The organism is Joostella sp. (assembly GCF_048266025.1).
Lineage (GTDB): Bacteria > Bacteroidota > Bacteroidia > Flavobacteriales > Flavobacteriaceae > Galbibacter > Galbibacter atrarenae.
The window spans coordinates 1267800-1281228 of record NZ_JBLXAF010000001.1 but is presented as its reverse complement, the minus strand read 5'-3'; the positions used below and the strand labels follow the sequence as shown (position 1 = coordinate 1281228).

9 protein-coding genes are annotated in these 13429 nt (G+C 34.1%); 1 reads left to right on the top strand and 8 read right to left on the bottom strand.

The window, feature by feature from the left end; genetic code table 11:
- Positions 1–67 precede the first annotated feature (67 nt).
- Positions 68–5338, top strand: a complete 5271-nt coding sequence (locus tag ACN0TY_RS05340) for a PKD domain-containing protein (RefSeq protein WP_417443655.1) — start codon at positions 68–70, stop codon at positions 5336–5338.
- Positions 5339–5429: 91 nt separating this feature from the next.
- Here the strand turns inward: ACN0TY_RS05340 and ACN0TY_RS05335 are convergent, their stop codons facing one another.
- From ACN0TY_RS05335 to ACN0TY_RS05300, 8 genes are all read right to left on the bottom strand, one after another.
- Complete coding sequence (locus ACN0TY_RS05335; RefSeq protein WP_417443654.1) at positions 5430–6242, bottom strand: hypothetical protein; 813 nt, start codon at positions 6240–6242, stop codon at positions 5430–5432.
- A gap of 12 nt (positions 6243–6254) precedes the next feature.
- A complete protein-coding gene (locus tag ACN0TY_RS05330) occupies positions 6255–7604 on the bottom strand; it encodes a DUF5723 family protein (protein ID WP_417443653.1) in 1350 nt (449 codons plus the stop codon).
- A gap of 61 nt (positions 7605–7665) precedes the next feature.
- Positions 7666–8169 (bottom strand): hypothetical protein, encoded by a 504-nt coding sequence (locus ACN0TY_RS05325; RefSeq protein ID WP_417443652.1) that lies wholly within the window; start codon positions 8167–8169, stop codon positions 7666–7668.
- Between the two features lie 94 nt (positions 8170–8263).
- The gene (locus ACN0TY_RS05320) at positions 8264–8959 is read right to left on the bottom strand and encodes a YjjG family noncanonical pyrimidine nucleotidase (RefSeq protein WP_417443651.1); all 696 of its coding nucleotides are present in this window, start codon (positions 8957–8959) and stop codon (positions 8264–8266) included.
- Positions 8946–10163, bottom strand: a complete 1218-nt coding sequence (locus ACN0TY_RS05315; RefSeq protein ID WP_417443650.1) for a polysaccharide deacetylase family protein — start codon at positions 10161–10163, stop codon at positions 8946–8948. The genes ACN0TY_RS05320 and ACN0TY_RS05315 overlap by 14 nt, the downstream gene beginning before the upstream one ends.
- A gap of 92 nt (positions 10164–10255) precedes the next feature.
- On the bottom strand, positions 10256–10954 hold the full coding sequence (gene radC, locus ACN0TY_RS05310; protein ID WP_417443700.1) for a RadC family protein: 699 nt from the start codon (positions 10952–10954) through the stop codon (positions 10256–10258).
- Positions 10955–11066: 112 nt separating this feature from the next.
- A complete protein-coding gene (locus ACN0TY_RS05305; RefSeq protein ID WP_417443649.1) occupies positions 11067–12422 on the bottom strand; it encodes a UDP-N-acetylmuramate--L-alanine ligase in 1356 nt (451 codons plus the stop codon).
- Between the two features lie 109 nt (positions 12423–12531).
- Positions 12532–13428: a tetratricopeptide repeat protein gene (locus tag ACN0TY_RS05300; RefSeq protein ID WP_417443648.1), complete on the bottom strand. Its 897-nt coding sequence runs from the start codon at positions 13426–13428 to the stop codon at positions 12532–12534.
- Between the last annotated feature and the right edge of the window lies 1 nt (position 13429).

Genomic DNA, 13429 nt, shown 5'->3' with positions numbered 1-13429 from the left:
TATTTATATGAAATAATCATTATAAAGCGTATTTTTACTGTAAACACCTATATTTCAACTAATTGTTATGGTAAGAAAATACGCCTACATAAAAACATTAATACTCTTTAGCTTATTTTTCTTCCACCTTAGCAGCCATGCACAAGAAAAAAATAAAACAGATGCCTATGGCTTAAATGAATACCAAAAGCTTCTTCAGCAAAACAAAGAGATTATAACTTCGTATGAAGAGGAAATTAAAAATCGTATTAATACTAGGAATAGGTCACGTAATCCTAATGAAAAGACATCTGTCCCAATAAATATTATTACCATTAGAAAATCTGATGGCTCTGGTGGTATTTCTCAAGAAGATATCAATACTGCTATTGAATCTTTAAATTTTTATTTCAATCAAATTAACATTGATTTTTTTGTTTGTGGAAACAACACAGTAATCGATGACGATGACTTATATACCTTTAGAGAGGATACTGAAGAAGATGATGATGAAGTACTACTTTATGATGGAGGATACATAAAAGATAATATTGTGAATTTAGTATTCACAGATTTACAGCCTCTTAACGGATATGCATATTACCCTGGCGGAAAAGATTTAATCGTTATGAGAAATAGTGTTGCTGCTAACGGCACGACTATTGTTCACGAAATGGGTCACTTTTACGGACTTCTCCACACTCACGAAAATGCTGATGGAAATGATGGTCCTGAAACCATAGAGCTTGTTGATGGAAGTAATTGCAGTACAGCTGGAGATAAAATTTGCGACACCCCTGCAGACCCCGATTTAACAGGAAAAATGAGCGGATGCGAATATACAGGCACTGTTCAAGATCCTAATGGGGATTTTTACAATCCCGATGTTACAAACCTCATGTCTTACGCTACACGTAACTGTAGAGATAAATTTTCAGTAGAACAATTAGCCCGCTCCTATGCGATATTAAAAACGTTAAGAGGTGACTTTATTTGTCCTAATCTTAGCATTGACATTGCTACCTCTGCTACTAATACATGTAACAATACGCTTCAGGTAACATTTACAGATCTAAGTACAGGTGCTACAACTTGGGAATGGGATTTTGACACTGATGGAACGATTGATAGTAATGAACAAAACCCAACACACACATACCAAAGTGGAAATTACACACCTACACTAACTATTTCTAATGGGAGTGAAAGTATTTCAAAAACATTTTATAAGATTCCAGTTAATGTTGGGGTACAACTTTCACTTCCTATTAACGATAATTTAGATACATACACATCTACTAATGACGGAGGTTGGCAATCTATCCCCGCTGCTTCTGGCTATTCTTGGAACAGCATGACTGGCCCTACACGATCATCAGATGATTCTGATTCTGGTGGTCCTACCGACGATGCAGACGGCGGTGGCGTATATTTTTACACAGAAGGAGATCCTACAGGCAACCTACCTTTTAACTCTGGAGATGAAGCGCAACTTCTTTCACCATGCATCCCCATAGGTCTTAATACAAAGCTGAATTTCTCATATCACATGTTTGCCAGCATCCCTAGCTGGCAAGGAGAACTACACATAGATATTTCCATAGACAATGGGCAAACATTCACAGAAGACATCACACCTCCTCTTAAAGATGGTCAACAAAGTAGTGCTGATGAATCCTATAAAACACAAGAGGTTGACCTTTCTGCATATGCAAATGAAACTGCTATAATTCGTTTTAGAGCAATTAGAGATACTCGACTTTCTGATATCGCTATAGATAACATTACATTTGAAGATATTTCAGAAGTTAAATTCAATGCAAGTAGCTACTCCTCATCTTGTGCGCCCGCTCTAGAAAATGTAACATTCACGGATCAAAGCATCTTATTATCTGGCCCTGTTACATCATGGGAATGGGATTTTAATGGAGATGGAACTACTGATAGTACTGAGCAAAACCCAACGTTTAGTTATACAAGTAGCGGCACCTACGTCGTAAAATTAACTGTTTCTAATGCTAATGAATCACTTTCAAAAACATTTACTGAAACACCAATAATTGTTGGTGCAGAAAAAACTGCTCCTTACGAGGAAAACTTCAATAACTTCGCTGCGGGAAGCGTAATTAACGAAGATAGCTGGACTACTATCCCAGCAGCAAGTGGCTTTACATGGGCTACAAACTCTGGCGGCACTCCAACTCCTAACACAGGTCCTTCTACGGATGGTGATGGAAGCACCACTTCTAATTATGTTTTTACAGAAGGGAGTAAGGGATCTGGGCAAACTTTTTCAGAAGGAGATGTAACACAACTTATTTCCCCCTGTATTCAATTAGGCGAAAATCCTAAACTTAAATTTAAATATCATCGTTTTGATACAAGTCAAAGTCTTATTGGATCACTTCGTGTTGACATCAGTACAGACAACGGAAACTCCTTTATTGAAGATTTGTTAGTAATCGATGGACCACCGCAAAATAGCAGTTCTGATGAAGTATATATTGATGCTGAAGTAAACTTATCAACATATACAGATATGATTGTGAATATTCGTTTTAGAGTAATTCGAGGAAGCACATTTAGAAATGACATCGCTATTGATAATTTTTCAATTGAAAGTGATGTTCCTGCTCCCACTGGAGAAGTTGCTCAATCTTTCTGTAATACTGCTACACTAGAAGATATCATTATTGACGGTAATGATATCAAGTGGTATACTACAGAAACTGACACTGATGTATTACCAATTGATACTGCTGTAGAAAATGGAACTACATACTATGCTTCACAAACAATAAATGGAGTTGAAAGTGTAGAACGACTTGCTGTTACCACAACAATTCAAGAGGTTACTACTCCAACAGCTGAGACTACACAAGACTTTTGCAACGCTGCAACCATTGCAGATATTATTGTTACAGGTGAAAACATAAATTGGTACGAAACTGAAACAAGTAACGAATCATTAAATAGCGACCTAACACTAACGAACGAGGCTACCTATTATGCCACACAAACGATAAATAACTGCGAAAGCGAGAGGCTAGCGGTAACGGTAAGTATTGGTGAGATTCTAGCTCCTACGGGAATGACGACTCAAAGTTTCTGCACAAACGCTACGATTGCTGACTTACAACTAAATGAAGTAAACATCGTTTGGTATGACAGTCCAACTAACGGAAATCTAATCCAAGAAAATACAAGTTTAGTAGACGGTTCAACTTACTACGCAGTCCAAATTGTTGATGATTGTGAAAGTACAGATAGACTTGCTGTAACAGTTAGCATTAGTGATATCCTAGCGCCTACAGGAATGACAACGCAAAGTTTCTGTACAAATGCTACGATTGCTGAATTACAACTAAATGAAGCAAACATCGTTTGGTATGACAACTCAACAAACGGGAACCTAATACAGGAAAATACAAGTTTAGCAAACGGAACAACTTACTATGCAGCTCAAATTGTTGATGATTGTGAAAGTACAGAAAGACTAGCGGTAACGGTAAGTATTGGAGAAATTCTAGCGCCTACAGGAATAACGAATCAGAGTTTCTGCACAGATGCTACGATTGCTGACCTACAACTTAATGAAGCAAACATCGTTTGGTATGACAGTCTAACTGATGGAAATCAAATTCAAGAAAATACAAGTTTAGTAGACGGAACAACTTACTACGCAGCTCAAATTATTGATGATTGTGAAAGTACCGATAGACTTGCCGTAACAGTTAGTATTGGTGAGGTTCTAGCTCCTACGGGAATGACAACTCAAAGTTTCTGTACAGATGCTACGATTGCTGAATTACAACTTAATGAAACTAATATCGTTTGGTATGACAACTCAACAAACGGGAACCTAATACAGGAAAATACAAGTTTAGCAAACGGAACAACTTACTATGCAGCTCAAATTGTTGATGATTGTGAAAGTACAGAAAGACTAGCGGTAACGGTAAGTATTGGAGAGATTCTAGCGCCTACAGGAATGACGAGTCAAAGTTTCTGTACAAATGCTACGATTGCTGACTTACAACTTAATGAAGCAAACATCGTTTGGTATGACAACTCAACAAACGGGAACCTAATACAGGAAAATACAAGTTTAATAGACGGCTCAACTTACTATGCAGCTCAAATTATTGATGATTGTGAAAGTACAGATAGACTTGCCGTAACAGTTAGTATTAGTGATATCCTAGCTCCTACAGGAATGACAACGCAAAGTTTCTGTACAGATGCTACGATTGCTGACCTACAACTTAATGGAGCAAACATTGTTTGGTATGACAGTCTAACTGATGGAAATCAAATTCAAGAAAATACTAGTTTAATAGACGGTTCAACTTATTATGCAGCTCAAATTGTTGATGCTTGTGAAAGTACAGAAAGACTTGCTGTAACTGTTAGTATTAGTGATATCCTAGCGCCTACAGGAATGACGACTCAAAGTTTCTGCACAAACGCTACAATTGCTGACCTACAACTTAATGAAACAAACATCGTTTGGTATGACAGTCCAACTGATGGAAATTTAATCCAAGAAAATACTAATTTAATAGACGGAACAACTTACTATGCAACTCAAACAGATGGTACTTGTGAAAGTACAGAAAGGCTTGCCGTAACAATTAATATTAATAACTCTGAAGAAACGTTCATTTCATATGATTCTGAAAGCTACTGTTCTAACGACTCCAATGCATTTCCATCAATTACAGGAAACGCAAACGGTACGTTCTCTGGTTCTGAAGGATTAATTATTAATGAACAAACAGGTGTCGTTAATATTTCAGCTTCAAAAGTTGGAGAACACATAATAACCTATACCACACAAGACTCATGCAACACTCCAAGCTCGTTTAATATCTCAATCGTAGAAATTAACGCAAGTGTTACCGTTACAGAAAACACGATGGTTGCAAACTATAACGGAGCATCATATCAATGGATTAATTGTAACGAGGGTAACACTCCTATTTCAGGGGAAACGAATCAAACTTTTACACCTACAAGAAATGGTGTTTATGCATTAGAAGTTACAATGAATAACTGTACAGAAGTTTCAGAATGTATTGACTTTACAATTTCTGACTCTTCGATAATAGCTGGTTTTTATGATGAGATTTTAATATACCCTAATCCTACCAAGGGAAATTTAAATATATATCTTGGCTCTCATGAGAGTCCATTAACAATAAACATATATGATAGTGGTGGTAAAATTGTACATAATAAACCTAAAGTTGAAAATGACATTTACAGTTTTGCTTTCAATGTTTCTAGAGGAATATATTTTGTTGAAATCGTTGAAGGTGAGAATAGGATTAAATCTTATAAGATCATTAAAGATTAACTACTCATTTTAGGACGGGACAATTTTATAAAAAAGAAAAAGCTTATTCAAATTACATGAGTAAGCTTTTTCTTTTATATTCTAATTTTTCTTAGAACTTGATATTTAAAACTTCTTGTTTTAAAACATCTCCTTCATAATATTCTGCAATCCATTTTCCATCTTTTTGATAAAGGAAGCCATTTTTATCCTTGATAATAAAATAATTAGGCTGTGTAGTTTTTGTGATTTTAAACACAACTTTAGGACTCATATCTACTAATTGAAATCCTGTAGCTGTAGGTTGTGCAAATAATGTTGTTCCATTATCTTCTACTGTAGTAGATACAGCTGCCACTGGAGCAGCAGCCTGTGTTGCTACTTTCTGTGTTTCATTTGACACTGAAGTAACTCCTCCTAATGCTATAGCTGCTGTAGATACTGGAGCAGGCTCTTCAACCACAGCTCTTCCCAATACAAATTTAGTATTAGTAGACCCAGGCTCATATTTATAATTTAATTCTTTTACTGATACAAAAGCATTCTCTATTGCATCTTGGTATGCCTCTTCATAATCTTTCTCTTTACTTTTACCTTCATCGGAAGTATAAACGATATTACCTTGACAGTTCTCCAAAGAGACTCTTAATTTGGTAGTAAATAGATTTGAGTCGTCCACAATTTCTGCCTTCAATCCTAAACATGGATTTGCTTGAAGATCTGCTGGTTTCTGATCATCATAAATTGCATTAAATCCTGCTTTCTCGAATAAAAACTTAGTGTAAGTATTTACACGATACTGATTCTTCTCTTTAAGAAAATCAAACTTTTTAGGGACAACAATATATTTATAGTTGTTAACATTCTCTTGGGCACTCATAGCAATTGTTACCAAAAACAATCCTAGAAATAGTAATTTTTTCATTGAATAAAAGTTTTAGTGTCTTAATGGAAATATATAATTAAATCCAAATTGTAAAGATGCATTATTCATATTTGCTAAATTATAATATTCTATTAAATTATCAGCTAGCAAATAGAAGTTAAAGTTAGCAAAATGTGTTGATAATCCAAGTCCTATGTTTGTTTTCGAGAATTTATCAACTGTATACGTCGTTTTTAACTTTAGCCATTCCCCTATTCTTGTGTAATAAAAAGCAGTCAATGCTGCTTGTGGATATCGCGAATGCGTTTCAGCAAAAAACTGGATTCCTACAGAATTGATATATGAATTATCATCTGTAGCACAATTACATTCTTTACTACTCCTTCGCTCTCCAAAATTATAAATAGATGCTAAATTAAGTTTCAAAGGTCGCATTGTTGTATAAGAGCTATTCACAATTTCATAAGGCAACGCCTCTTCAATATCGTCAATTAATTCTTGCCAGTTATCAGACAAACCACCCCCAGTTACAATATTATTAAACGGAAGGTTAATCCCTTCCAAGGAGTATGCCCCTTTTAAAGTATAGGTTTCAATATCTTTATTTTGTTTTATAAAGCCTAAATCTTGGATACTTGCTGTGTGCGTCCATTCTTTACTAGGCTTGTAAGTGATTCCAAAGTCAAAACCTACACCAAGATTACCTCCTAAAAGAGCTTTATTCTTTAATATATTCAGCACATCTGTAGCTCCATCAACATCATCTTCTCTCAAGCTAGCGATTCCAGAAGTTCGTATTTCAACATCAGATATTAGCGTATGTCTATAAGTATTATCCGTTCCTAAAGAAGTAATGAAACTACCACTATTGCTTCTTGAAGAAACATCTATAACCCCAGAATACAACTTCCCTCTTACCCCAAAACTAAAGTGATCATCTACTTTTCTATGAAACCCAACATGAAAAACGGTTAATAATTCTCCTTTAGCACTTAAATGAGAGAGATCAAAAGGACGACCAATATTTGTAGCATTCCCTTCATAAGCTAGAATAGCAAGGTCTTCTGGCCAGTAATTAAAAAAATTAAGCTCCTGATAAATCCCAAAGCTAATGTAATCTTTGTTAAAAAGACCTCCCAGTTTAAAACCCCCATTTAAAATCTCCAATTCTTGATTTACCCGCTGGATATCACTTTTATTTAAGCTATAAATAGCATTTTTCACCTTAATATTAAAATCAACACCATTATCAGAAAAAAGATCATATAAGGAAATCTCACTAGATCCAGCTCCAGCATAAATTCCAGACAAAGCAGGAATTCCAAAATAAGCACTGTTTTGGATTTCAGCACCTGGATTTACCATCAAAGATTGAGGGATATCTGTAAAATTATAAAGCAATTGTTTATTCTGAGCATTTACGAAAACGCTGATAAAAAAAAACAAGTATAGAAACACTTGCCTAATCTGCATCTATCGACATAAAGAAGGTTCCAGAAGATTTTAAAAGTAATTCTCCTGTAGAATTAGGAGTAAGCAAAGGACTTCCAGGAATTAATTCCAACTCAATTCCCATATATGCCATGCTCTTTAATGTTTGGACATTTGAGTCACTATAAATAAGGCTAACTGATTTTTTTGGCACATCTATTAAAACATCTTCAGAATCCAATACATTATACATATCATCATATAAAGAAATCTTGGCATTGAAAACACGTGGAGTCGAATTTAAAAACTCAAAATTAAAAGTAGCTCCCTCTAAATTTTCTTCTAGAAAAGGTTCTGAAAAAATATCTAACTCTGTAATATCTTCAACTGAATCCCCATCCACATCATTATTTGGGATAAGTCCTATTGTTGAAGCTTGTAAATCAAAATATAATAAACTCACTGCTACAGAAGGCTCAATTTCTAACTCTTCAGCTTGATTAAAATCAACATCTTTAACACATGAGAACAGCAAAAAGCTACTTAAAATAAGAAGACAATAGTGGTAGTATGTTTTGGTTGGTGGTAGCATTAATATAAAAACGTAATAAAGAAAATTGTATTGTTCTTTAAAGATAGTTTTTTATTTGCTTTAACTCACTAATTTTATGTGTATTAACATTTATATTTTCATCGCTAGGCTTATAAAAAAGTGTATGCATCCCAACATTTTGAGCTCCTAGAATATCAGCCTCATAACTATCGCCAATCATAACAGAATTTTGAGGTTTCGCATTTGCTTCTTTTAATGCGATTTCGAATATCAATGGATTTGGTTTTTTTACGCCAGCAGTCTCAGAATTCATAACCACTTGAAAATAATGATCAATTTTAGAATTCTTAAGTTTTCCGGTTTGGACTTCAGCAAAACCATTAGTAATAATGTGGAGTTTATATTTTGGAGACAGGTAATCGAGGATTTCTATTGTATCTATAAAAAGGTGATTGAATGTAGAAAGATTTTTAATATAATCATCGCTAAGTTTAAAAATCATATCCTCAGCAACATCTACTTTTAAGGCATTGAAAGTCGTTTTTAAACGTTTATAACGAAGATCTTCTTTTGTGATCTTATCCTCTTGATAATATTTCCACAACTTGAAATTATAAGGAATATAGAAATCAAAAAACTCCGCGAGGTTAACATCGATATTATTCTCTTCAAATATTTTGTTGTATGTAAGTTCAGAATTTTTTTCAAAGTCCCATAACGTATGATCTAAATCAAAAAAAACATCGGTTATTACTTCATTATTCAATTTCATTAGTACTACTCATTTTCAAATAATTAACATATAGTTTTTCCCACTCACTACTATCATTCAGATTTAAAACTTCATTAGAAAAAACAATATTAAAATCGCCATCTACCTCTTTAATTCGATTTGATAATTCTAGGATTTTATCTTCTGCCTGCTTAATACTTTTATATTGATACAATGCGGTGTATTGAATACAAAAAGAATTAATCTGAATCGGTATTTGCTCTTCAAAGCTGATATCATAAAAATAAAAAGGACTACAAGTTCCAGCTCTAAATCCAGTCTGCCCAGTGTATCCCATTGTATAGTCTTCATTAAAACCAGCATCAACCATTAATCGGTATGCATCTGGAATATTTAACCTATTATAGCGCTGACGTACTCTTTTTACTGGTCTGTTGATATAATCTATAAGTCGCTTTCGTTCTTTTTTAAGACTAGAAAGATTGCTTAACGATTTATAAGAAGCCATTAGGGAAACTATACTATAATCTGCTACTGATTTTACAAGGGATCGGAATTGAGGATTTATAACCGATATATTCTTGTCGTAAGCAGAATAATCTGCCATCAAAAAGAAAAATATTGCTGGCACATCATATTTTTTATGAAGCGCTGTTACTTGATCAAAAAAATCTAAAGGATCTCTTCTAAAGCGTAAAAGAACTAAATATCTTTCTACAACTCTTCTAATTCTAAAATGAAATAAGTCTAATAAAGTACCTCCAAGAGTACGCACAAACCCTTTTTTTAAATAGGCATAAGCAACCGAAATATCCATGATTGAAGTTTGCTTATAACTCTTTTTAGGAAAATGCATTTCTGGATAACGCTCTTGTAAAGCCTCTTTTAATTTCTTTACCCAAATATCTATCACAGGAATTTCTAAAAAATTCTCTTGATATGCCAAACTCTCCTCCACAGGAAACCTCCCATGTTCATCTTTTACATGAGGTAAATACTCTTCGTACCTACTTAATAAATAAAAACTAGCGGCAAATATATCGAATGGTAATGCACATTTATCGTTGGTAGGAAAGAAGCATGGAACACCATCCCACTTCTGAATATTAATTTCTACATCAGAAATTCCTTGCTCAAAAAGCAACTCATTACTCTTTACAAAAAACTCACTTTGTAGTGGTTGTTTTGTATAGGTAATCTTAGGCCCTTTATGAGCAATAAAATCCTCTACTTTGGTTGTCATACTAATATCTATCAGCATCATTTTGGAAAAAATGTGCCGCATGATATATGTTAACCTAGGTGTAATTTTATACGTGTAAACTAATAGCATTTTTATAAAATTCCTTCGTCTGCAAAGCTAAAGTAAGATTTTTCAGTTACAATAAGATGGTCTAAGAGCTTAATATCCATCCCCGCTCCAGCATTTTTAATTTTATTCGTTATTTCTTTATCGGCATTACTTGGCTTCAATCCACCAGAAGGATGATTATGTGCCAATATCATAGCAGTTGCATTAAGCTCTAAGGCTTTCTTCAGCGCTAATCTTACATCGACTAAGGTTCCTGTAATTCCACCTTTACTAAGTTGTAGTGTTTTAATAACAGAATTTGAATTATTCACATATAAAATCCAAAATTCTTCATGTTCAAGCTCCCCTATTTTTGGTTGCATTAATTCAAAAACATGCTTACTACTTTTTATCTTCTTTATTTCTGGAATATCCTCTCCCCGTCTTCTCCTTCCCAATTCTAAACAAGCAACAATACTAATAGCTTTAGCTTCTCCAATGCCTTTAAACTTTATAAGTTGACCTACACTAAGTCTCCCCAATTTATTTAGATTATTATCTACGGAAGCTAATATCCGTTTAGATAATTGGACAGCACTTTCATCTCTACTTCCACTCCCTATTAATATAGCTATTAACTCAGCATCAGACAGAATTTGTTTACCTGTTGCAAGTAATTTTTCTCGAGGACGATCTGTTATGCTCCAGTTTTTAATCGAAAATGAAGTAGATTTTTCTTTCATCATCTAAATATAACGAATTATAATAGACAACGTTACATTTAGCAAATTAGAACGCTACAGAAAAGAAATTATAATAAAAAACGAACTTAAGAAGTTCAGAAATAAAAAACCTCTAATCCACTAAACTTTTAACTTCCTCAAAGTCAAGACCACCATAATTCCCACTACTCATTAATAGCAATGCAGAATTATCTAACTTCAGCTTAAATAAATACTCTTTAAACTCATCTGGATTGGTGTAAACAATAAGATCTTCACGATTAAAAGCGTCTTCGATTTGAGAAGCAGATACCGCTTCTAGCTGCTTGATTTTTACTGCCTCTGGAGAGAAAAAAACCACGGCTTCATCTGCATTATCTAAAGTCCCTTTATATTCCTTCAAAAAAGTAGCATTTAAACTACTGTAAGTATGTAGCTCAAGGCAAGCAATAACTTTACGGGTTGGAAATTGTTCTCTAACCGCTGTTAATGTAGCTCCAACCTTACTTGGCGCATGCGCAAAATCTTTATAAATAACACGGTTACCATTTTCTGCCAACTTATCTAAGCGCTTTGAAGCTCCTTTAAAACTTGCAATAGCTTCGTAGAAATCATCTTCATCGACTCCCATATGTTGGCAAATCCATTTTGCTCCCGCTAAGTTGTTTAAATTATGTTTTCCAAATACTTCAATCGGCATTGCTCCCTCTGGAGTTTCCAGATAAGTTTGACCGTCTTCAACCGTATATTCAGGTGTTGCATACGGGATTTTACGAATCTGATTTTCAGAAGCTTCTACAACTTTTACCACCTCTACATCTTCTTCATTATAGGTTACGCTTCCGCCTTCAACGATAGAATCAATAAAAATCTTAAACTGTTCTACATAGTTTTCGAACGTTGGAAATACATTAATATGATCCCAAGCTATCCCACTTAATAATGCAATATTTGGCTGATATAAATGAAATTTAGGACGTCTATCAATTGGAGAAGATAAATATTCATCGCCTTCTAAGACAATAAAATCATTCTCTTCAGTCAGCTTCACCATCGTATCAAAACCTTCAAGTTGTGCGCCCACCATATAATCTACATCAATATCATGATAATGCAAAACATGAAGAATCATAGAAGTTATGGTTGTTTTCCCATGACTTCCTCCAATTACAACTCTGGTTTTATATTTACTTTGCTCAAAAATAAACTCAGGATAAGAATATATTTTTAAGCCCATTTCTTTTGCTTTTACCAACTCAGGGTTATCTGCCTTTGCATGCATTCCCAAAATAACGGCATCTAAATCTGCTGTTATCTTTTCTGGAAACCACCCAAAAGTTTCAGGAGCGATATTTTTAGCTTCTAATCGCGATTTAGAAGGCTCAAATATAACATCGTCACTTCCTGTAATGATATATCCTTTATTATGTAAAGCAAGTGCCAGGTTGTGCATCGCACTTCCGCCAATGGCAATGAAATGTATTTTCAATGTTGTAATTTTTAAAACGTATTCAGACTGTAAAGATAAAAGGACAATTTGCTATAGACAAACCTTCTTAGGAATATATTAATTGAACCATCAATCGTAAATAAAAGAACTAAAGGCCATTAATGTTTTCCTTTTCTGAATTAAAATCTTTTGAATTTGGATGTATTTTAATGGCTTTGTCGATATAATAATTTGCCTTCTCTTTATTTTTCTGATATCTATATAAAACTGCCAACTGATAATATACATCCTCCAAAGGAATCGTACTCTCTGGTGTATATAAATTCTCAAAGATTAATAAATGTGAGATTCCACTATTCACTTTGTAGTTATATTGAGCAGCTAATTTTCCGATTTGATAATGGATATCTTGTCTCCTGTAATTTTTATCAGGATACGTATTTTGAGAAACAACATCCAAGCCTCTTTTATAATAAGTTGCAGCGAGCTCTTTATTATTGCGTTCTTCTTCTATAAACCCTCGAGAAAGATATCCTTCTATAGGCGCAATAGCTTCCAATTCTTTGGAGTATTTATAGGCTTTATCGTTACTGCCACCCAAAATCCCTGGAAGCTTTAAATATAAATCGATCGATGCCCAACGGACACCAAGATGCTCATCATCTAAATTAGCAGCAATTTCGAAATGCTTTTTAACATCTCCCAAAAGAGACAATGCTCTTATTTTATTTTCTAAGGAAATCATTCCGAGCACTCCCCCATACTTATAATGGTAATTTGCCTTTTTAGGATACTCATCTACAAGTATCTTATAATAGGTAGCAGCATCATCCCATTTCTTTTCTATTCCATAAACATCTCCTAAACGTTCTGTAATAATTGGAGTAGGATTTTTTTTATAGGCTGAAAGAAGAACTTGTTCCGCTTCTGTAATCTTATTTTCTTTGATGAAAGTATTTGCCTGCTCTAAAGCTACATTCTGTGCTGAAAGGCAATAACCAATCAACATTAAAATAGCAATAATAGGTTTACAAAAAGCATTCATT

What these genes read in the sequence shown, in the direction of transcription:
- ACN0TY_RS05315 (WP_417443650.1), bottom strand. Translation starts at nt 10,163, where the DNA reads ATGACAACCAAAGTAGAGGATTTTATTGCTCATAAAGGGCCTAAGATT.
- radC (WP_417443700.1), bottom strand. Translation starts at nt 10,954, where the DNA reads ATGAAAGAAAAATCTACTTCATTTTCGATTAAAAACTGGAGCATAACA.
- ACN0TY_RS05335 (WP_417443654.1), bottom strand. Translation starts at nt 6,242, where the DNA reads ATGAAAAAATTACTATTTCTAGGATTGTTTTTGGTAACAATTGCTATG.
- ACN0TY_RS05340 (WP_417443655.1), top strand. Translation starts at nt 68, where the DNA reads ATGGTAAGAAAATACGCCTACATAAAAACATTAATACTCTTTAGCTTA.
- ACN0TY_RS05300 (WP_417443648.1), bottom strand. Translation starts at nt 13,428, where the DNA reads ATGAATGCTTTTTGTAAACCTATTATTGCTATTTTAATGTTGATTGGT.
- ACN0TY_RS05320 (WP_417443651.1), bottom strand. Translation starts at nt 8,959, where the DNA reads ATGAAATTGAATAATGAAGTAATAACCGATGTTTTTTTTGATTTAGAT.